General features: G+C 71.3%; 20 protein-coding genes. 13 read left to right on the plus strand and 7 right to left on the minus strand.

The annotated features are described in order from the left end of the window. Positions 1-37: 37 nt before the first annotated feature. Positions 38-1,321 (minus strand): M18 family aminopeptidase, encoded by a 1,284-nt coding sequence (locus AB0P08_RS10485; RefSeq protein ID WP_363589829.1) that lies wholly within the window; start codon positions 1,319-1,321, stop codon positions 38-40. 238 nt (positions 1,322-1,559) lie between these two features. Here AB0P08_RS10485 and AB0P08_RS10490 point away from each other — a divergent pair, with 238 nt between their 5' ends. Continuing rightward, the gene (locus tag AB0P08_RS10490) at positions 1,560-2,423 is read left to right on the plus strand and encodes an EamA family transporter (protein ID WP_363589830.1); all 864 of its coding nucleotides are present in this window, start codon (positions 1,560-1,562) and stop codon (positions 2,421-2,423) included. A 9-nt stretch (positions 2,424-2,432) separates the two neighbouring features. Here AB0P08_RS10490 and AB0P08_RS10495 read toward each other — a convergent pair whose 3' ends face one another. Beyond that, positions 2,433-3,086, minus strand: coding sequence for a response regulator (locus tag AB0P08_RS10495; protein ID WP_268776631.1), 654 nt, complete (start codon positions 3,084-3,086; stop codon positions 2,433-2,435). A 298-nt stretch (positions 3,087-3,384) separates the two neighbouring features. On the opposite strand from AB0P08_RS10495, the gene AB0P08_RS10500 reads away from it, so the two are divergent. Next, positions 3,385-4,455, plus strand: a complete 1,071-nt coding sequence (locus AB0P08_RS10500; protein WP_363589831.1) for a sensor histidine kinase — start codon at positions 3,385-3,387, stop codon at positions 4,453-4,455. A 214-nt stretch (positions 4,456-4,669) separates the two neighbouring features. Here AB0P08_RS10500 and AB0P08_RS10505 read toward each other — a convergent pair whose 3' ends face one another. Further along, positions 4,670-5,413: a GntR family transcriptional regulator gene (locus AB0P08_RS10505; RefSeq protein ID WP_232089093.1), complete on the minus strand. Its 744-nt coding sequence runs from the start codon at positions 5,411-5,413 to the stop codon at positions 4,670-4,672. A 170-nt stretch (positions 5,414-5,583) separates the two neighbouring features. Between AB0P08_RS10505 and AB0P08_RS10510 the strand changes: the two genes are divergently transcribed. From AB0P08_RS10510 to AB0P08_RS10535, 6 genes are read left to right on the plus strand one after another with little or no spacing between them, the layout of a single operon-like run. Next, the gene (locus AB0P08_RS10510) at positions 5,584-6,507 is read left to right on the plus strand and encodes a phosphate/phosphite/phosphonate ABC transporter substrate-binding protein (protein ID WP_187662337.1); all 924 of its coding nucleotides are present in this window, start codon (positions 5,584-5,586) and stop codon (positions 6,505-6,507) included. A 28-nt stretch (positions 6,508-6,535) separates the two neighbouring features. Beyond that, the gene (phnC, locus tag AB0P08_RS10515) at positions 6,536-7,363 is read left to right on the plus strand and encodes a phosphonate ABC transporter ATP-binding protein (RefSeq protein WP_363589832.1); all 828 of its coding nucleotides are present in this window, start codon (positions 6,536-6,538) and stop codon (positions 7,361-7,363) included. Further along, positions 7,360-9,150, plus strand: a complete 1,791-nt coding sequence (gene phnE / locus AB0P08_RS10520) for a phosphonate ABC transporter, permease protein PhnE (RefSeq protein ID WP_363589833.1) — start codon at positions 7,360-7,362, stop codon at positions 9,148-9,150. The genes phnC and phnE overlap by 4 nt, the downstream gene beginning before the upstream one ends. After that, on the plus strand, positions 9,147-10,286 hold the full coding sequence (locus tag AB0P08_RS10525) for a TIGR03364 family FAD-dependent oxidoreductase (protein WP_363589834.1): 1,140 nt from the start codon (positions 9,147-9,149) through the stop codon (positions 10,284-10,286). The genes phnE and AB0P08_RS10525 overlap by 4 nt, the downstream gene beginning before the upstream one ends. Further along, a complete protein-coding gene (locus tag AB0P08_RS10530) occupies positions 10,283-10,993 on the plus strand; it encodes an HAD family hydrolase (protein WP_363589835.1) in 711 nt (236 codons plus the stop codon). The genes AB0P08_RS10525 and AB0P08_RS10530 overlap by 4 nt, the downstream gene beginning before the upstream one ends. Before the next feature lie 10 nt (positions 10,994-11,003). After that, entirely contained in the window at positions 11,004-12,092 is a 1,089-nt protein-coding gene (locus AB0P08_RS10535; protein ID WP_363589836.1) for an alcohol dehydrogenase catalytic domain-containing protein, read from the plus strand. A 4-nt stretch (positions 12,093-12,096) separates the two neighbouring features. On the opposite strand, the gene AB0P08_RS10540 is transcribed toward AB0P08_RS10535, so the two are convergent. Further along, complete coding sequence (locus AB0P08_RS10540) at positions 12,097-12,606, minus strand: CinA family protein (protein WP_363589837.1); 510 nt, start codon at positions 12,604-12,606, stop codon at positions 12,097-12,099. 266 nt (positions 12,607-12,872) lie between these two features. On the opposite strand from AB0P08_RS10540, the gene AB0P08_RS10545 reads away from it, so the two are divergent. Further along, positions 12,873-13,550 (plus strand): DUF6766 family protein, encoded by a 678-nt coding sequence (locus AB0P08_RS10545; RefSeq protein ID WP_363590147.1) that lies wholly within the window; start codon positions 12,873-12,875, stop codon positions 13,548-13,550. Here the strand turns inward: AB0P08_RS10545 and AB0P08_RS10550 are convergent. Continuing rightward, the gene (locus AB0P08_RS10550) at positions 13,526-14,059 is read right to left on the minus strand and encodes an FHA domain-containing protein (RefSeq protein ID WP_363589838.1); all 534 of its coding nucleotides are present in this window, start codon (positions 14,057-14,059) and stop codon (positions 13,526-13,528) included. The genes AB0P08_RS10545 and AB0P08_RS10550 overlap by 25 nt on opposite strands. A 198-nt stretch (positions 14,060-14,257) precedes the next feature. Between AB0P08_RS10550 and AB0P08_RS10555 the strand changes: the two genes are divergently transcribed. From AB0P08_RS10555 to AB0P08_RS10565, 3 genes are all read left to right on the plus strand, one after another. Continuing rightward, positions 14,258-14,596: a DUF7882 family protein gene (locus AB0P08_RS10555; protein WP_187662330.1), complete on the plus strand. Its 339-nt coding sequence runs from the start codon at positions 14,258-14,260 to the stop codon at positions 14,594-14,596. A 111-nt stretch (positions 14,597-14,707) separates the two neighbouring features. Continuing rightward, complete coding sequence (locus tag AB0P08_RS10560) at positions 14,708-15,607, plus strand: SDR family oxidoreductase (protein WP_259954306.1); 900 nt, start codon at positions 14,708-14,710, stop codon at positions 15,605-15,607. A gap of 59 nt (positions 15,608-15,666) precedes the next feature. Further along, positions 15,667-16,584: an EamA family transporter gene (locus AB0P08_RS10565; protein WP_363589839.1), complete on the plus strand. Its 918-nt coding sequence runs from the start codon at positions 15,667-15,669 to the stop codon at positions 16,582-16,584. A gap of 20 nt (positions 16,585-16,604) precedes the next feature. Here the strand turns inward: AB0P08_RS10565 and AB0P08_RS10570 are convergent, their stop codons facing one another. Both AB0P08_RS10570 and AB0P08_RS10575 read right to left on the minus strand, forming a co-directional pair. Continuing rightward, positions 16,605-17,369, minus strand: a complete 765-nt coding sequence (locus AB0P08_RS10570; RefSeq protein ID WP_363589840.1) for a YidC/Oxa1 family membrane protein insertase — start codon at positions 17,367-17,369, stop codon at positions 16,605-16,607. Positions 17,370-17,433: 64 nt separating this feature from the next. Next, on the minus strand, positions 17,434-17,706 hold the full coding sequence (locus tag AB0P08_RS10575) for a DUF6412 domain-containing protein (RefSeq protein WP_085606466.1): 273 nt from the start codon (positions 17,704-17,706) through the stop codon (positions 17,434-17,436). Positions 17,707-17,798: 92 nt separating this feature from the next. Between AB0P08_RS10575 and AB0P08_RS10580 the strand changes: the two genes are divergently transcribed. Next, positions 17,799-18,839 (plus strand): NAD(P)H-dependent flavin oxidoreductase, encoded by a 1,041-nt coding sequence (locus AB0P08_RS10580; protein WP_363589841.1) that lies wholly within the window; start codon positions 17,799-17,801, stop codon positions 18,837-18,839. The last annotated feature ends 11 nt before the right edge of the window (positions 18,840-18,850 follow it).

Consider the following 18,850-nt stretch of genomic DNA (forward strand, 5'->3'; position numbering starts at 1 on the left):
CGTGACGCGGATCAAGACACCGCGGCGGGCGCCCGGCTCAGCCGGCGAAGAAAGCCCCAGCCACGCGGGTCAGGTCGTGCAGGTCCGAGACCCCGGCGAGCTCGCGCGCGGAGTGCATCGAGAGGATGGGGATGCCCACGTCGACCGTGCGGATGCCGAGCCGTGTCGCGGTGATCGGTCCGATGGTCGAGCCGCACGGCACGCTGTTGTTCGAGACGAACTCCTGCGTCATCACCCCGGCCCGATCGCACCAGTTCCGCCAGGACGCGGCGCCGACCGCATCGGTCGCGTAGCGCTGGTTGGCGTTGAGCTTGAGGATGGGCCCGGAGCCGAGCACGGGCTGCACGACGGGGTCGTGTCGGCCGACGTAGTTCGGGTGCACGGAGTGCCCGACGTCGCTGGACAGGCACCACGACGACGCGTACGCCTGGCGGCGGGCGGAGCCGTCGGCCCCGAGCCCTGCGTAGAGCCGCTCCAGCACATCCTCGAGGAAGGGGCCCGCGGCGCCGGAGCGCGACTCGGAGCCGAGCTCTTCGTGGTCGAACGCGGCGAGGATCGCGACGGGGGCTCCCGCCTCGGGTTCATGGGCCGCGAGGGCCACCACGCCCGCGTGCACGGAGGCGAGGTCGTCGAGCCGGCCGGAGGCGAAGAACGCGTCGTCCTTGCCGAACACCGCGCCCCGCGCGGCATCGGCGACGACGACGTCGTAGCCGCGGATCTCTGCGGCGTCCACGGCGGCGGATGCCGCGAGCTCGGCCAGCACGTCGGCCTCGGTCGGGTCGCCGAGACCCCACACCGGCTGCGTCTCGGTCTGCTTGTCGAGCGCGAGGCCGTTGTTGACCCCCCGATCGAGGTGGATGGCGAGCTGGGGGAGGCGCAGCAGGGCTCCGGTGTCGGCGAGGACGACCCGGCCGTCGGCGAGGGCCAGCCTGCCGGCGAGGCGCAGCTCCCGGTCGAGCCAGGAGTTCAGCAGCGGACCGCCGTACACCTCGACGGCGGCCTGCAGCCAGCCGCGGGCTCCGGTGGTCGGCTGCGGCTTGAGCTTGAAGCCGGGGGAGTCGGTGTGCGCCCCGAACACCTGCACGGGCGTCGTGGCGGTCGCCCCCTCAGGCACCACCCACGCGATCGTCGCGCCGTCGCGGACCACGAGGTACCGGCCGCCTGGCTGCGCGGGCCAGGCGTCCTCCTCCTGCAGCCGCGTGAAGCCGGCCTCCTCCAGGCGGCGGGCCGTCTCGGCGGCTGCGTGATAGCTCGACGGGGAGGCGGCGACGAAGTCGGCGAGGTCCTCGGCGTGGGCGAGGGCGTCCGGGGTGACGGGCATGGCATGACCTTCCTGCGCGGGGTGTCCTTCGAGCGTAGTCGCGCCCCGTCACGCACCCCGTCTCGCGGCCTTCCCGGTCGGGGATAGGGTGGTGGCGATAGCGCCTAGGGTTCCGGGGTCTGTGCCCGTCTGGTCCGAGCGGCGCCACGGTCCTCCTCCGCAGGAGGACCGTCATCTGACAGGACAAAAGCCCGGAGGACCCGATTCGTCGCGCCCGCGGCGGAGGGAAGGGTCTGCCGTGTCCGCCGTCGCTCTCGTCCTCGTCCTCGCCGCCGCGATCGCCCACGCCTCCTGGAACGTCATCGCGCACGGCATCAGCCGCGCCGGCTCGCCGTTCCTGTGGTGGGGTGCCGTCGCCAGCACGGTCGTCTGGATCGGGGCCGTGCCGTTCACGGGCGGGCTCGGTGCGGCCGACCTCACCTCGTTCGCGCTCGGGGTCTCGGTATCCGCGGTCCTGCACGTCGCCTACATGGCCGTGCTGCAGCGCGGCTATCGGGAGGGCAGTCTGTCGACGGTCTACGCGACGGCGCGGGGCACCGGGCCTTTCCTCTCGGTCATCGTCGCCGTGCTCCTGCTCGGGGAACGCCCCTCGGCCCTGGCGCTCGTCGGCGTCGCCGCGGTGATCGTCGGGGTCGTCGCGATCGGGTTCGTCGACCGCCGGCCGGCAGGGAGCGGGCGCCGCATCGACCCCGGTCTGCTGTTCGGCGCCCTCACCGGCGTGGCGATCGCGGTCTACACGATCTGGGACGCCCACGCGGTGCGCGAGTGGGAGCTGTCACCCGTGGCGTTCATGGTCGGCACCACGCTGCTGCAGGTGCCGTTCTACTCCGTGGCGGTTCGTGGACGATGGGGTGCGGTCGTGGCGCTGGGGCGCACGCAGTGGCGCCGCATCCTGGCCTTCGGCATCCTGTCGCCGCTGTCCTACATCCTCGTGCTGACCGCCATCCAGATCGCTCCCGTGGCCCTCGTCGCACCGCTGCGGGAGGTCAGCGTCGTGCTCGTGAGCCTGTTCGGCGCCTTCGTCCTGCGCGAGTCCCGGCCGGGATGGCGGATCGGTGCCTCGCTGATCGTCCTCGTCGGGATCGTGCTGCTCGCACTCTGAGGCCGCGGCTCAGCGGAAGGTGACGAGTCCGGCGTGGGCGGCCGTGACGAGGATCTGCACGCGGTCGCGCAGGTGCCACTTCGACATCATGCGGCCGAGGTGGGCCTTTACCGTCCCCTCCGAGACGATGAGCGCCTTCGCGATCTCGGCATTGGACATGCCCTTCGCGAGGCACTGGAGCACCTCCTCCTCGCGCTCGGTGAGCGGTTCGAGGGTCTCCGCCGCCGCAGCGGGCGTGGAGGCGCGCACGTGGCGGATCAACATCGACGCGATGCGGGGCGACAGCGAGCTCGCTCCGGCGAACACTTCCCGCACACCCGTGACGATCTCCTCCGCGCTGGAATCCTTCAGCAGGTAGCCGGAGGCGCCGGCGCTCAGCATGGGCAGCACGGTGTCGCTGCCGTCGAGCGTGGTGACGGCGAGGATGCGGACGTCCGGCCATCGTTCGGCGATCGCCGCGGTCGCCTCGATGCCGTTCATCTCCGGCATCTGGACGTCCATCATCACGACGTCCGGCTTCTCGCGCTCGACCGTCGTGAGGGCCTCCAGGCCGTCCTCCGCCTGCGCCACGACCGTGATCTCGGGCGCGCGCGACACGAAGTGCGACAGCGCGGAGCGGACCAGAGGATCGTCATCGACGATCACGACGCGGATTTCCTGCATGGAGGAAGCCTAACGGCGTGAAGCGGGCGCTCTGAGGATGTAGACCTTTGGCTATCGAGGTCTGGACGAAGGCCAGATGTGCGCTCCGCGCGCCGCCGAGAAGATGAATACAGACATCGACAAACGGCACTAGAACGGAGGTGAATGTAATGACTTTCTGGCAGCAGGTTGGCAAGCTTTTCGGTTTCACTCGCTAGGATAGCTGGCGAATAGGAGACAGTGCACCATGGCCTTAGACCAGTCAAAACGGGCGGTGCCTGATATTTTCCGACTCGCACGCGGCGAACGCCTCACACGCGTGGAGAGCATCGTCATCCTCGCGATCATCAGCGTGATGGTTGCGATCGACGTCTTCACTCTTTTCACGGACCCCACCGTGAATCCCCTCGCCTCCGCGGTGAGCATCGCCTCGACTCTCGCTACCGCTCTGTTCCTCTGGTCGCCTCTGATCGCCACCTGTGCGATCGGCATCGTTCTGGTGGCCTCGTTCTTCACGGGGACCGAATCGCAGGTCCTCATCACCGCCGCCCTGGCGTCTGCGCTGGTCATGCGCCTGGGGTGGACCCCTCTTGTCCTCTCCTACACGGGAGTCTTTCTCGTCGCTGCGTCCGTCATGGCGTACGGCGACTCGGACGTCCCGGTCAACGTCGGCATCTACCTGATCGCGGCCACCGTCGCCGGGGCCATCGGCCTCGGACTCCGGCTGGCCTTCGACCGCGGACGTCGCCTCGAGCACGAGCTGGAGGCTGCGGCTGAGCAGGAACGGGAAGCCGTCCTCGCCGAGCGACGATGGATCGCCGGCGAGCTCCACGACAGCATCGCGCACCACCTCACCGTGGTGTCGCTCCACGTGCAGATGCTCGAAGACCCCGAAGCCAGCGATGGCTCCCGGGAGGCGATCCGTGTCGCCGCCCGCAAGGCCATGACAGACCTCCGTTTCGTGATCGACCTCGCCGACGACGGCCCGCGCGCTGCGGGCATGCCGACCGGTGACCTCGTCGCCGCGGTCGAGGAAGCGCGGACCGAATTCGAAGCGGCCGGGCACGACGTCATCCTTGACGGCGACCCCGGCGACGAACGCATTCCCCGCGCGGTCGAGATCGTGCTCGCGCGCATCGTGCGCGAGTCGGCCACGAACGTCCTGAAGTATGCCGGCCCCGGAACCGTCGAGATCCGTCTCGCGGTGGACGACGACAAGGCGCACCTCTCACTGCGCAGCCCGCTCCCCACGACGCCGCGTCGGGAGCTCTCCTCCAGTCGGACCGGCCTGGGGCGGATGGCCGAACGCGTGATGGGCGCCAGCGGCGAGTTCAGCGCCGGGGAGGTGGACGGACACTGGCTCGTGTCCGCCGTGTTGCCGGTGGTCTGAGCCCCGCGTATCCTGAGACGACGCCCGTGATTCCGCCCCCGAGGCCGTAGACGAAAGTCTACGAGTGTCTCGACATTCGGCACTTCAGAGGCTTCGCGGCGCCGACATATCCTGAAGGCTCCCCAGATAAAGCGTCCCCAGCGCTGCGATCGCGGGCGCGATCTTTCTGGCTTCTTACACCCCCGCGCCCGCGGTCGCGAATCTGTCTCCGGCCTCAGCCGCCCACTGCTCTCATGTAGTGTCCGTCCGTCGATATCCCGGACGCCGCCACCGTGAAGCGCACCACCTCGCTGAGGTAGCGATCCTCCGATGCCTCGAAGATGCGCCCCTCGGCGTCCCGTGACGTGCGCGTCAGCCGCAGGATGGGCGTTCCTCGCGGCACGCGGAGAAGCGCGGCGTCCTGATCGTCGGCGGCGACCGCGTCGATGACGTGCTGCAGTGCGACGATCGGATGCCCGACCGACGCGAGGTACTCGGTGATCGACACCGCGTCGAGGTCGATCTCGAACAGCCGACGGCCGACGTCCTCGGTGTACGCGAGGCGCTCCAGCATCGTGGGACGGCCGTCGAGCAGCCGCAGGCGCACCACGCTCACGATGGTGTCGTCGCGTCCGACACCCAGCGCCGGGCCGAGATCGCCCGCGCGCCGCAGACTCAGCTCCTGCGTCTGCGCGCCAGGGGTGACGCCGAGGTCGCGCGCCCATCGGGTGAACGGGACGGAGACGTCCACGGCCTGATTCGCCTTGCGCGCCACCACGCGCGCCGGCCGGCCGCGGGTCGTCTCGATGAGGCCTTCCGCGCGAAGGGCCGCCAGCGCGTTGCGGATCGGACCGCGCGACGTGCGCCAGTGCTCCGCGAGCTCGGCTTCCGTGGGCACGTCATCGCCGGGGCGGAGCGTGCCGTCCGCGATCCGCGAACGGAGGTCGTCGGCGATCTGGGTGTACACAGCTTCGGCCACATAGGTACATTACTTCGTTCGGCGTCACGAAGGGCGGTGTGTTGCGAGGGTGTTCACCCAGGCGAATGGCGGGTGAACGCCGCCTGAACTCTTCTGAGATAGGTATACATCTCAGCGAGGCTGCTGGGAGAGTCGTCCGTGGATCACTCCTCCCACCCTGAAAGGTCCTCATGAAGCTCCGCGCTCTCCCCGCCCTCGCCGGCGCTGCGATCCTCGCGTTCGGCCTCGCCGCCTGCTCCGGATCGGCCGATGCCACCGACGCCCCCGGCGACGCACAGTCGGCCGGTGGATTCGCCGTCGACGAGAACACCCTCGTCTTCGGCGTCGTCCCCGACTCGGTGGACACCGAGACGAACTACCAGCCGCTCATGGACTACATCGCCGAGGTCACCGGCAAGACCGTCGAGTACCACGAGTCCACCGACTACGCCGCGCTCATCGAGGCCGCCGTCGCCGGGAAGGTCGACGTCGCCTCGTTCTCCGGATTCACCTACGTCACCGCGACCAACAACGGCGCGAAGCTCACCCCGATCTCGTCCATCGTCACCGAGGAGGGCCAGGAGCCCGGCTACTACTCGCAGGCGATCGTCCCGGCGGACAGCGACATCTCCAGCCTCGAGGACTTCGCGGGCAAGAAGGTGTGCTTCGTGGACCCCTCGTCCACCTCCGGCTACCTCTTCCCGTCGTACAACCTCATCGAGGCGGGCGTGGACCCGAAGTCCGACATCACGCCCGTGTTCGCGGGCAAGCACGATGTGAGCGTGCAGAAGGTCGGCGAGGGCGTCGAGTGCGAGGCCGGTTTCGCCGAGGACTCCGAGGTCGAGAAGTCCGACAAGGTGAAGGTCATCGCCGAGACCATGGTCCCGGGTGCTCCGCTCGTCTACTCCTCGTCCCTGCCGGATGACGTGGCGAAGCAGCTCGTCGACGCCCTCGGCGAGGTCACGATCGACGACATCATCGCGGCGGGCATCGACAGCGCGGACTCCGACGCGTTCCGCAGCGTGTTCTTCGCCACCAAGCCGGTGGACGACGCCTACTACGACCTCATCCGCGACATCTGCGCCGAGACCGAAGCCGAGCAGTGCCAGGGCTGACGCCCCGCGCCTGACGACAGGAGAAGCCATGACCGCGGCATCCGACACCCTCATCCGCCTCGCCGGCGTCACCAAGACCTTCGGCAGCACCACCGCCCTGAAGGACGTCACGCTCGAGGTGGCGCGGGGAGAGATCGTCGTGCTGCTCGGGCTCTCCGGTTCCGGCAAGTCCACGCTGCTGCGCCATCTCGACGGCCTGGAGCTCCCCAGCTCCGGGTCGGTCGAGGTGCTCGGCGCATCCGTTCCCTCGACGAAAGGTCGGGCGCTGCGACAGCTCCGCAGCAGCGTGGGCTTCATCTTCCAGCAGTTCGAGCTCGTGCCCTCCCTGACCGTTCTGGAGAACGTGCTGACCGGATCGCTGTCGCGGATGCGCGGCCCGCGGCTCGGGCTGTGGAGCTACCCCCGCGCCGCGAAGCTGACCGCGCTGGAGCACCTCGACCGCGTCGGCCTCCTCGACCGTGCCTATCAGCGCAGCGACACCCTGTCCGGGGGTCAGCAGCAGCGGGTGGCGATCGCCCGGGCGCTCATGCAGAAGCCGGCGATCCTCCTCGCCGACGAGCCCGTCGCCTCGCTCGATCCGGAGTCGAGCGAGCAGGTGATGGCCCTCATCCGCGAGATCGCCGCCGACGAGGGACTCACCGTCGTGTGCAGCCTCCACCAGGTCGACCTCGCGATCAGCTGGGCCGACCGGATCGTCGGTCTCCGACACGGCGAGGTCGTCCTGGACACCCCGACGGACGGACTCTCCAAAGCCGAGGTGATGGAGATCTACGGCCGCGTCGCGACGACGACGGCGGAGATCCGTGCCGTGCAGGTGGAGCTCGTCGACGCCGTGACCGCGGTGGGGGCGTCATGACGGCGGTGGGGGCGTCGACACGGGGCGCTTCGACAGGCTCAGCGACCCAGGGCGGCGGCTCGGCGACCCAGGGCGGCGGCTCAGCGACCCGGGGTGGCGGGAGCGTCGCGGAGCGGGCGCCGAAGCGGCCGCTGTCCGCGGAGCGCATCGCAGCGGGACTCACTCTCCTCGTCCTCGTCGTGCTCGGCATCCTGGCGGTACGCGACGTCGGCATCTCGATCCCCGCGATGGTGCAGAGCTGGGGCAACGCGGAGAACTTCCTCGCCCGGGTCGGCGGACTCTCCTTTCCCGCGCCGGCCGACCTCGCCTGGCTCATCGCGCTGACCGTCGGCCTCGTGCTCGTCGGCACGCTGCTCGCGGCCGTGCTCTCCGTGCCCATCGCCTACCTCGCCGCCGCCAACACCACCCCGGGCGCGGGCTGGCGCGCGGCCGCCCGCTTCATCGGCGTCCTCACCCGCGCGCTGCCGGACGTGGTGCTGGCCATGGCGTTCGTGCTCATGTTCTCGCTCGGCACGCTGCCCGGCATCCTCGCCATCGGCATCCACTCGATCGGCATGATCTCCAAGATGTTCGCGGACGCCATCGAGCAGATCGACGAAGGGCCGCGCCTCGCGATCCGCGCTGCCGGGGGCTCGAAGCTGCAGGAGTTCACGGCGGGCATCCTCCCGCAGGTGCTGCCGAGCTGGGTGGCCACAGTGCTGCACCGCAACGACATCAATCTGCGCGGGAGCGTCGTGCTCGGCTACGTGGGCGTCGCCGGCCTCGGGCTCGAGATGTCCTACGCCTTCAAGTCGCTGAACTACGGCAAGGGCCTCGGGATCGCGCTCGTGATCTTCGTGCTCTGCATCGTGATGGAGATCGTCTCGAGCACGGTGCGCGGCGCGATGCTCGGCGAGCAGAAGCAGACGCGGTCCTGGATGGACCGGATCGTGCATCCGCGCATGCGCCGGCGGTCGTCCGCCTCCGCCGCCGATCGCCCCGCGTGGGCGGAGAGCCCGCAGACCGCGGTGCGCCGTCCGTGGACCGCGCAGCGGGTGCGTCACACGGCCGCCGGGATCGTCGCGGTCCTCGTCGTGGTCGGCAGCGTCGTCGTGAGCCAGATCACCTGGTCCGACCTGTTCACCTTCTGGGCGAAGCTGCCCGACGTCGCCGCCCGGTTCTGGCCGCCGTCGTTCGGCAGCTACGACACGGTCGCGATGCTGGAGGCCATGCGGGAGACCGTCGCGATCGCGCTCGCGGCCACCGTCCTCACCCTCCTGCCCTCGCTGCTTCTCGGATCGTTCGCCGCGCGCAACGTGGCGCCGCATGCCGCAGGGCGCGGCACCGCCCGTCTGCTCCTCGTGGGCATCCGCGGCATCCCCGAGCTCATCCTCGCCATCGTCCTCGTCGTCATCACGGGTCTCGGCGCGCAGGCCGGCGTCATCGCGCTCGCGATCGGCGGGATCGGACTGCTCGGCAAGCTCATCGCCGACTCCTTCGAGGAGGTCGACCGCGGGCCCGAGCGCGCTCTGCGGGCGGTGGGCGCCACCCGGATGCAGACGTACACGTCGGCCACGCTGACGCAGGGCACCCGCGCGCTCATCGGGCACAGCTTCTACATGCTCGACACCAACATCCGCGCAGCCACGATCCTCGGCATCGTCGGCGGCGGCGGGGTCGGCTACTACCTGCTGAACGCCAGCCAGGGCTCGCGCTACGAGACGGTGACCGCGATCGTGCTGATGATCCTCGTGACCGTGCTCGCCGTCGAGGGGCTCGCGATGTGGATGAGGAAGGTGTTCCGATGAACGGGGCGAAGCAGAACCCCGACGTCGTCGTCGTCGGTGCAGGCATCGTCGGCCTCGGGGCCGCGTATGCGGCCGTGCGCCGGGGGCTCCGCGTCGTCGTGGTCGACCGCAGCGCGGCCCCGACCGGCGCCACGATCCGGAACTTCGGCCACCTCTGCATCGGCGCGCAGGGCGGGCAGGCACGGCGATACGCGGATGCCTCGCGCGATCTCTGGCTGCAGCTCGCCAGGGACGCGGGCTTCTGGATCCGCGAGTCGGGCACGCTCGTGGCGGCCCGGCATGAGGACGAGCTCGCCGTGATGACCGCGGCGGCGCAGGACGGCGGCATCCGGATGCTGGAGGCCGATGAGCTCCTCCGCCGCGCCCCGCTGCGTCGGCACGGCCTCGTCGGCGGCGCCCTCATCGAGGCCGACCTGCAGACGGACCCGCGGACCACGGCGACGGCCATCGTGCGGCATCTGACGGCCCGGGGCGTCGAGTTCCGCTTCCGCACCGGGGTGACGGCGCTCGGCGCAGGGCGGGTGCAGACCACGCGCGGTGCGATCGACGCCGGGGCCGTCGTGGTGGCGGTCAACCACGACATCGATCAGCTCCTGCCCGAGGTCGCCGAACGCCACAGCGTGATGCGCTGTGCGCTCGACATGATGCGGGCGGCGGTCTCGTTCCCGCGACCGCTGACCGCGCCCCTGCTGACCGGCTGGTCCCTCATCCGGTACGGGCGGTTCGCCGATGGACCGGAGGCCCGAGTCCTGCGCGAGCGTCTGCACGCCGAGCGCCCCGACCTCGCGGCCCTCGACCTCAACCAGATGTACACGCAGCTTCCCGACGGCACGCTCATCCTGGGTGACTCGCATGCCACCGCCGCCGCCCCCTCGCCGTTCCAGCCCGAGGCCGCGTTCACCGCGTTCCTCGGCGAGGCCGAGGCCCTGTTCGAGTGGGGTGCACCGCGGGTCATCGAGCGGTGGCAGGGCGTGTACGCGAAAGCCCCCGGCGAGTTCCTCGTCGACCGCGGAGACGACGGTGCGCTCGTGCTCGCCGCCACCACCGGCATCGGCATGACCTGCGGCCTCGGGCTCGCCGACCTGCACCTCACCGCCGCCCTCGGCGGCACCCCTGCTCTGGAAGGAACCCCATGACCACTCCCATCGAACTCGTCGTCCTCGACATGGCCGGCACCACCGTCGTGGACGACGGCGTGGTGGAGCAGGCGTTCCAGCGCGCCGCCGAACGCACCGGCGTCGCCGCACGGCTGCCCTGGGACGATGCCCTCGGCTATGTCAGGAAGACCATGGGACAGTCCAAGCTCGATGTCTTCCTGCACCTGGCCGCCGGCGATGCGGTCGCTGCACGGCAGGCCACCGCGGCGTTCGAGGCCGCGTACGCCGAGATCGTCGCCGAAGACGGCGTCGCGGAGATCCCCGGGGCGGCGGACGCGATCCAGGGCTTGAAGGACGCCGGGCTCACCGTCGCACTGACCACCGGGTTCGCGCCGGTCACCCGACAGGCGATCCTCGACGGCCTGGGGTGGGGAGGGCTTATCGACCTCGCGCTCTCCCCGGTCGACGCCGGCCGCGGACGCCCCGCGCCCGACCTCGTCCTCACCGCCCTTCTGCGCACGGGAGCGTCCGCGGTGCAGGCTGTGGCCGTCGCCGGCGACACCGTGAGCGACGTCGAGTCGGGCCGCCGCGCGGGTGCCGGTTTCGTCGCGGGAGTGCTCACCGGCGCCCACGATCGCGCGGCTCTGAGCGGAGCGGGCGCCCACGCCGTGCTCTCCGACGTCACGGCGCTGCGGGGAGCTCTGGCCCAGCGAGAGCTCCTTCCCGCTGCCGTCGCCTCCGTCTGAGAGTCGAGTCATGGGAACGCTGCTGATCCGCCCGCCCGGACACCGGAGGGACGTCGCGCTGCGCCCCGCGGCCACCGCGATGGTCTGGGTCGGCGAAGGGCACCCGCACGAGACGATCGCGGTCCCGGGGGTCGCGCTCGGCGATCAGGACGCGCTCGTCGCCGTGGAGATGTCCACGATCTGCGGGTCGGACGTGCACACCGTGCAGGGGCGCCGGTCCGCGCCGGCGCCGCTCGTCCTCGGGCACGAGAGCGTCGGACGCGTCATCGCGATGGGCGACGACGGTGCGGACGCGGTGGACGGCACGCCGCTGCGGATCGGTGACCGTGTGGTGTGGTCGGTGACGGTGTCCTGTGGCACCTGCGACCGTTGTCGGCGCGGCCTCACGCAGAAGTGCCGAGACCTCGGCAAGTACGGCCATGACCGCGTCGGCGCCCACGGCGACCTGACCGGGGCGTTCGCCAGCCACGTGCAGCTGCGGGCCGGCACCGCGATCGTGCGCGTGCCGGAGGCGCTGCCCGCTGCGGTGCTGGCGCCGGCCGCCTGCGCGACAGCCACCGCGTGGGCCGCGGTGGCGCGTGCCGCCCGTGACATCGACCTCGACGGCGCCGCGGTGCGCATCCACGGCGCGGGTCTCGTGGGGATCAGTGCCGCCGCGATCGCCGCCGAGCACGGCGCCGTCGTCGAGGTCCGGGACCCGGATGACGATCGCCGGGCCTTCGCCTCGCGCTTCGGGGCCACCACGCTCGACCGTGACCCGGACGTGGTGATCGAAGCCTCCGGGCATGCCGTGGGGGAGGCGCTCGCCGACGTCGCCGTCGGCGGGACGGTCGTCCTCGTCGGGAGCGTCTTCCCTGCGGCGCCGATCCCGCTGGACGCGGAGGATCTCGTCCGCCGACTCATCACGGTCGCGGGGGTGCACAACTACGGAGCGGACGACCTCGCGGCGGCGGCGTCGTTCCTCGCGGGTCGCGGGCGCGCGTATCCGTTCAGCGAGGCCGTGGGTGCGGTGCGATCGCTCCTCGACATCGACGCCGCCCTCACCGAGGCGACTGCGCCGGGAGCCCCGCTGCGGGTCGGCCTCGTGCCGGGGCGCTGAGACCTCAGTCGGACCCGGTGCGCCGGGGCCCCGCAGGGTGCAGCCCCTCGGCGTGGAAGGCGAGCAGTCGCACTGCGGCGTCGACGCTCGCCGACAGGATCTCGTCCGGATCGCCGGTCAGGGCCAGCCTCCGGTGCCCCGCATCGTCGGCGGTCGCCCAGCCCAGGTAGACCGTGCCCGCGGGGTGACCGCCCTCCGGACCCGGCCCGCCCACGCCGGTGGTGGAGACGCAGATGTCGGCGTCGAAGAGCTCCCGCGCTCCCGTGGCGAGCTGCTCGGCGCAGGCCGCGGAGGTGGGGTCCGTCCCCGGGGTCAGCCCCAGCACCCGCTCCTTCACCTCCGTGAAGTACGCGACGATGCCGCCGGCGAACCAGCCGGAGGCCCCCTCGCCGGCGCCGATCGTGTTCGCGAGGCGTCCGGACGTGAGTGACTCCGCAACGCTCACGCGCAGGCCTCGGCTGCGGGCGAGCTCGCCGAGGCGTTCGAGGTCGGGGGTCTCGTTCGGTGCGGTCATCGGGCGCTCCTCTCATCGGTTCCGCCAGGCTACGGGTGCCGCGGAGCCCTGATGGAGGGGATTGACAACCGTGTCCGCGTCAAGCCCCTGGAGGGCACTCATCCTGCGCGTCATCGTCGGACCGTGGTCACACCGACGAAGGAGGCGGACATGGTAGAGGATGCGCGCGACACCGCGGGAATGCGGGCGGTCTTCTGGATCTGGGCGGGGATCATCGGCGTCGGGCTCGCCGTGATGATCGGCCTGCCGCTGGGAGGGCGATGACGATGCGCTCGCGGATCAAGGACCACGCCCTCAGCCTCTTCTTCCTCGCGCTGTTCGCGCTCGCGCTCGCGGGCCAGGCGCTCGCGGGCTACCTCCGCAACAACGAGGAGCTCCTCGACCACGGGCAGCGGGCGATCGGCTTCGGGGACTTCCTCTGGTCGTCCGACTTCGCCGTCGACGTCGCTGAGAACTGGCAGTCGGAGTTCCTGCAGTTCTTCCTCTTCATCGCTGCGACGATCTGGTTCGTGCAGAAGGGGTCACCGGAGTCGAAGAAGCCCGGCGATGAGGGGCCGGGCAGCGATGCGGATCAGCTCGTCGGCCCGCACGCCCGCCCGGACTCTCCGCGGTGGGCCCGGGCGGGCGGATGGCGAGCCGCCGTGTTCGGCAACTCGCTGCTGATCGTGATGGGGGCGGTGTTCGTGCTGTCTTGGTTCGCGCAGTCGCTCGCCGGCACGGTCGTCATGAACGAGGAGAACGCGATGCACGGCGTCGCCGCGATCACCTGGGTCGACTACGTGACCAGCTCGGACTTCTGGGACCGCACGCTGCAGAACTGGCAGTCCGAGTTCCTCGCAGTCGGGACGATGGTCGCGTTCGCGATCTACCTCCGGCAGCGGGGGTCAGCGGAGTCCAAGCCCGTCGGCACCCCGCACCATCAGTCGGCCTTGGAGTCCGACTGAGAGAGCTCGTCGTTGACGTCGGCCTGCGAGAGCCGCTCGTCGTCGGCGTCGTAGCCCGGACGCGCCTCCTGCAGCGGCTGGTCGGAGAACTCACCGCCGAGGCGTCCGCCGAAGGGCCGGCCGTGGTCGGCGAACTCCTCGCGGGCGAAGACCAGCTCCCACGGGCCCACCGTGAAGCGGGATCCGGTGCGCAGCGTCTCGGTGCGCTCGCCGGGGTGGGTCGCGTCGGAGTCGGGGTTGGAGTTCATCTCGCCGTCGGCGTGCAGGGTCACCACGTATTCGTCACGGTCGTCGTGCACGACCGTCGCATGCACGGGCTCGGTGTCGGCGAGGCGCAGCTCATTCCCGGCGGCGGAACCGATGCGCACCTCCTCCATGTCGAGCGCGAACTCCGTGCGCTCGTCGTCGCGCCGCACGCGCAGTCGCGGGTTGCCCGCGCCGCGCTCGGCGTGGGTGGTGCCAGGCGTGTAGCCCTCCTCGGGACGGTCGTCGATGTGGCGGTCAGTCATGGCGGTGCCCTCCTCGGGTGTCGATGATTCGAGGCTAACCCCCGCGTGGATCGTGCGCAGGGCCTTGACTTCGACGCCTGCGTCGCCCTCCGAGGCCGATTTGCCGCGCGCCCCGTCCGAGGGCTTACCCTCTACCCATAGGCCGATCCCGGCAGTGTCCGCCGGGCTGAGGACCACCCGACCGAGGAGCATCACCCGATGGGCAAGTTCATCTACGAAGGCAGCGTGAAGACCGAGATCGAGGATCGGGCGCTCACGCACCTGCAGCTCGTGATCACGGCCAAGCTGCGCCGCGGCGAGCCGTTCCCGTTCAGCTGGCGTGAGGACGCCAGCGTGGGCGGCGGCCGGACCACCGTCTGGATCCAGCCGGGCAGCTCGCTCGTCTTCAAGTACTTCGGCAGTCGGCAGCCCGCCGTCAACCGGGCCTGGATCGAGGCGCTCGCCTTCACCGCCAACGCTCCCACCGGGCTCTACCTCGTTCCCGAGCCCGCCGAGAACGCCGAGCCCCCGCACGGCGACGCCCCATCCGCCGGCTGAGGCGGGTTTCCCGGAGACCGCCCGGGGCTGTCAACCCCCTGCCGTCCGCCCTCCGAAGCCGCGAGGCTCGATCACGACCTGATCGTCAGCCCCATGACAGGAGGAGCGGAAATGACCGACACCACCCGCGACGGCGGCCTCACCGACCCCCGACACGCGCACCACGAGGACGGGTTCCCGGCGCAGAGCCAGGACCAGCCGGGCCTCACCGAGAAGACCACCCCGGAGCCCGACCACGGCGAGCAGTCCTACGTCGGCCACGGGCGGCTCGAGGGGCGGCGTGCCCTCATCACCGGCGGCGACTCGGGGATCGGGCGTGCCGTCGCGATCGCCTTCGCCCGCGAGGGCGCAGACGTGGCCATCGTGCACATGCCCGAGGAGCAGGAGGATGCGGAGGAGACGCTCGCGCTCGTCCGTGAGGCCGGTCGCACCGGCGTCAGCATCCCCGGCGACGTCCGCGAGGAGGCCTTCGCGACCGACGCCGTGCACCGCGCGCGCCGCGAACTCGGCGGACTCGACGTGCTCGTCCTCAACGCGGCCTACCAGCACGACATCGACGGCTTCGAGAACCTCGACACCGAGAAGATGCGTCGAGTGTTCGACACGAACCTCGCCGGTCTCGTCTTCTCGGCACGTGCCGCCTTCCCTGACCTCGAGCCCGGATCCAGCATCATCGTGACCTCGTCGGTGCAGTCGGCGCAGCCGTCACCGGGTCTCATCGACTACGCCATGACGAAGGCAGCACAGGTCGCGTTCGTCAAGGCGCTCGCAGAGGAGGCAGGGCCGCGCGGCGTGCGCGTCAACGCCGTCGCGCCCGGTCCGATCTGGACGCCGCTGATCCCCGCGACCGGATGGGGGCCGGAGCGCCTGGAGACGTTCGGGCAGGACACGCCGCTGGGGCGCGCCGGCCAGCCCGCGGAACTCGCCGGAGCCTACGTGTACCTCGCCTCGGCGGAGTCGTCGTACGTGTCCGGAGCAGTCCTCGCGGTGACGGGCGGCAAGCCGCTCTGATCCGCGTGAGGAGGGCGCAGGCGGCGGGGAGGCAGGACCCCGCCGCCTAAGCTTGTCTGGTGCAGAGACCCGCGACATCCGGACCCCTCGTGGGCGTCGCCCTCGTCATCGGATCCTGCCTCTCCCTGCCGTTCGGCGCCGCCGTCGCCGCGCAGCTCTTCCCCGTCCTCGGGCCGTGGGGCGTGACGTCGCTCCGCGTCGCGATCGCCGCCCTGCTGCTGGTCGTCATCGTGCGACCGCGGCCCCGCGCCTGGACCCGGACGCAGTGGCTCGCCGCCGTGCTGTTCGGGGTGTCGCTCGCGGCGATGAACGGCTTCTTCTACGCGGCCATCGACCGCATCCCCCTGGGGCCGGCCGTGGCGATCGAGTTCCTCGGGCCGCTCGTGCTCGCCGCCGTGCTGACCCGTCGTCTCCGGGATGCGGTGTGGGTGGGTGTGGCCCTGCTCGGCATGGCGCTGCTCGGCGTGGACGGCCTCGTCGGCGCCGAGCCCCTCGACCCGCTCGGCGTGGTCTTCATCCTCATCGCGGCCGGATTCTGGGTCATGTACATCCGGATGAGCGCGCGCGTCGGCGCCCTCATCCCCGGCAGCAGTGGGCTCGCGATGGGACTCGTCGTCGCGGCCGCGCTCCTCATCCCCGTGGGTGTGCCCGCGGCGGCGACCGTGGCACCGGACCCGCAGCTCCTCCTGCTCGCGGCGGTCACCGCGGTGCTCTCGTCCGTCATCCCGTACAGCTTCGAGCTCGCGGCGCTCCGTCGGCTCCCGCAGCGGGTGTTCGGGGTGCTGCTGAGCCTCGAGCCGGCGTTCGCGACCCTCGCCGGGTGGCTCATCCTCGGACAGGACGCCACGCCGCTGCGGCTGCTCGCGGTGGCGCTCGTGATCGCGGCGAGCGTCGGGACCACTCTCGGCGTGCGCCGCGACCGGAGGGGCGACGGTGCCGCGGGACCGTTCACCGCTCCGATCCCGCTTCCGGACTGACCCCTCCGGCCGAGCGGCTCTCACGCGCGGACGACGGCCGGCTGCGGCAGCGGGTAGCGGCGGCGCAGGATCACCCGCTGCACGAGGGTCCACACCACCGTGACCGTGAGATAGAGCGCGGCGGCCAGGGGGACGAAGGCCGCGAACACCGCGGTGAGATAGTGCAGCGCCGACATCATCCGCAGCATGCCGGGGGAGCTCAGCGGGGAGTCGTCGCTTTCGACGGGGACCGGCCGGAACACCCGCCGGGTGACCTCGGCGACGGCGATCATCACGGCCAGCAGCACGCCGAAGACCGCGAACGTCGCCGGGGTCGCTGTGCCGCCGAACAGGGCCGACACCAGGCTCGTGCCGAGCGGGGCACCGAAGAGGTCGTGGGTGAGCAACTCGTTCGAATGTCCGGCGATCTCCGGTCGCAGGAACAGGGTGTACAACAGCCCGACGACGGGTGCCTGCGCCAGCACGGGCAGCATCCCCGCGAAGGGCGAGGTGTTCTCGGCCCGGTAGAGCGCCATCATCTCCTGCTGCAGGCGCTCCGGGTTCTTCCGGTGGCGCTGCTGCAGCGCGCGCAGTTTCGGGGCGAGGCGGGCTCTGGTCTGCTCGGCTCGGGCCTGGGAGATGCCGACAGGGATGAGGAGGGCGCGCACGAGGAGGGTCACCAGGACCACAGCGAGGGCGGCGGCGGAGGGGCCGGCGAGGGGTTCGAGAAGGGTGGAGAGGCCGTTCAGGGCACCGTAGGCGGTGTCCAGGAGCGCGGCGAGGGGAGGGAAGGCGAAGATGTCCACGGGAAGGTCCGTTCGATGAGGTCGGGAAGGGTCGGCGAAGGCCGCGCGGTCCCGGTCGGACGGACTACGCGGCGGTCGCGACTCCCGGCGCTCGCGGACGAGGGTGCCCGGCGGCATCCGGATCGCTCTGCGGGAGGAGCGTTCCGACATCGATCGCCCGCAGCGGGTGCGGGGCATCGGCGGAGGCCTGGTGGCGCACGCTCAGCACGAGCGCGAGCGTGAGGACGGTGACGGCGAGCAGCGCGATCGCGAGCCCGAGCGCGGCGGCATCCGGCATCGTCACAAGGCCGATCGCGGCCGCGACGAAGCCGAGCATCTGCCCGAACCACTCGCTCATGCCGCGAGCTTACCCCGTTCGAATCGCCTGAATCGCTGTATCCGGGCCGCCGATGGAGCCATTCAGGCGATTCGAAGGCGTACCGTCGGGGTATGGCGACAGAAGAACTTCTGGGAGTGGAGAATCCGATCGTGCTGGGGGCGTTCGGGGGGACCTCGTCGGTGGAGCTGACGGCGGCGGTGAGCGCGGCCGGCGGGCTGGGGTCGTACGGGCTGTACGGCTACGACGGGGACCGGATCCGGGAGGTCGGGGCCGAGCTGCACCGCGCCACCGACCGCCCCTTCGCGCTGAACATCTGGCTGCCCCTGGGTGACGAGGCCGTGCCGAACCCGCAGCACACGGTCTTCGCGCAGGCGCTGGAGCCGTTCTACGAGGCCGTCGGGGTTCCGGTGCCGGCACGCCCCGAGCGCTACATGCCCGACCTCGACGAGCAGCTCGACGCGGTCTGGGAGGTCGCCCCCGCCGTGCTGAGCGTGGTGTTCGGGGTGCCGTCGCCCGCCGTCGTCGCCGAGGCCCGCGACCGCGGCATCCGGGTCGTCGGCACCGCCACCACGGTCGCCGAAGCGGTCGCGCTCGCCGAAGCCGGAGTCGATGCCGTCGTCGCGTGCGGAGCTGAGGCGGCCGGGCACCGCGTGTCGTTCCTGCGCCCCGCGACCGAGTCGCTCGTCGGCACCATCGCGCTCGTGCCCCAGGTCGTGGACGCGGTCGACGTGCCCGTCATCGCCGCCGGCGGGATCGCCGACCGCCGCGGGGTCGCGGCGGCCTTCGCCCTCGGTGCCTCCGGCGTGCAAGTGGGGACGGCGTTCCTCGCGACCGCCGAATCCGCCGCGACCGCAGCGCACCGCGACGCCATCCGGACCACTGCCGCCGACGAGACCGTGCTGACGAAGGCGATGAGCGGACGCCTCGCCCGCGGAGCCCGCAATCGCGCGGTGCGGGCGATCGAGGCGAGCGGCACGATCGCCCCGTTCCCGATGCAGAACTGGCTCACCGGACGCTTCCGCGCGGCGGCAGGAGAGCAGAACCTGGGCGAGCTGCAGTCGCTGTGGATGGGGCAGGCCGCCCCGCTCGCGCGTGGGACGACCGCCGCCGAGGTCTTCGCAGAGCTCGCCGCCGGAGTCCCCGGCCGTTGAGAACGCCGACC

It is taken from the genome of Microbacterium meiriae, assembly GCF_040686935.1.
In the GTDB taxonomy this organism is placed as follows: domain Bacteria; phylum Actinomycetota; class Actinomycetes; order Actinomycetales; family Microbacteriaceae; genus Microbacterium; species Microbacterium meiriae.

What these genes read in the sequence shown, in the direction of transcription:
- AB0P08_RS10510 (WP_187662337.1), top strand. Translation starts at nt 5,584, where the DNA reads ATGAAGCTCCGCGCTCTCCCCGCCCTCGCCGGCGCTGCGATCCTCGCG.
- AB0P08_RS10560 (WP_259954306.1), top strand. Translation starts at nt 14,708, where the DNA reads ATGACCGACACCACCCGCGACGGCGGCCTCACCGACCCCCGACACGCG.
- AB0P08_RS10575 (WP_085606466.1), bottom strand. Translation starts at nt 17,706, where the DNA reads ATGAGCGAGTGGTTCGGGCAGATGCTCGGCTTCGTCGCGGCCGCGATC.
- AB0P08_RS10540 (WP_363589837.1), bottom strand. Translation starts at nt 12,606, where the DNA reads ATGACCGCACCGAACGAGACCCCCGACCTCGAACGCCTCGGCGAGCTC.
- AB0P08_RS10485 (WP_363589829.1), bottom strand. Translation starts at nt 1,321, where the DNA reads ATGCCCGTCACCCCGGACGCCCTCGCCCACGCCGAGGACCTCGCCGAC.
- AB0P08_RS10495 (WP_268776631.1), bottom strand. Translation starts at nt 3,086, where the DNA reads ATGCAGGAAATCCGCGTCGTGATCGTCGATGACGATCCTCTGGTCCGC.
- AB0P08_RS10580 (WP_363589841.1), top strand. Translation starts at nt 17,799, where the DNA reads ATGGCGACAGAAGAACTTCTGGGAGTGGAGAATCCGATCGTGCTGGGG.
- AB0P08_RS10535 (WP_363589836.1), top strand. Translation starts at nt 11,004, where the DNA reads ATGGGAACGCTGCTGATCCGCCCGCCCGGACACCGGAGGGACGTCGCG.
- AB0P08_RS10545 (WP_363590147.1), top strand. Translation starts at nt 12,873, where the DNA reads ATGCGCTCGCGGATCAAGGACCACGCCCTCAGCCTCTTCTTCCTCGCG.
- phnC (WP_363589832.1), top strand. Translation starts at nt 6,536, where the DNA reads ATGACCGCGGCATCCGACACCCTCATCCGCCTCGCCGGCGTCACCAAG.
- AB0P08_RS10555 (WP_187662330.1), top strand. Translation starts at nt 14,258, where the DNA reads ATGGGCAAGTTCATCTACGAAGGCAGCGTGAAGACCGAGATCGAGGAT.
- AB0P08_RS10550 (WP_363589838.1), bottom strand. Translation starts at nt 14,059, where the DNA reads ATGACTGACCGCCACATCGACGACCGTCCCGAGGAGGGCTACACGCCT.
- phnE (WP_363589833.1), top strand. Translation starts at nt 7,360, where the DNA reads ATGACGGCGGTGGGGGCGTCGACACGGGGCGCTTCGACAGGCTCAGCG.
- AB0P08_RS10525 (WP_363589834.1), top strand. Translation starts at nt 9,147, where the DNA reads ATGAACGGGGCGAAGCAGAACCCCGACGTCGTCGTCGTCGGTGCAGGC.
- AB0P08_RS10530 (WP_363589835.1), top strand. Translation starts at nt 10,283, where the DNA reads ATGACCACTCCCATCGAACTCGTCGTCCTCGACATGGCCGGCACCACC.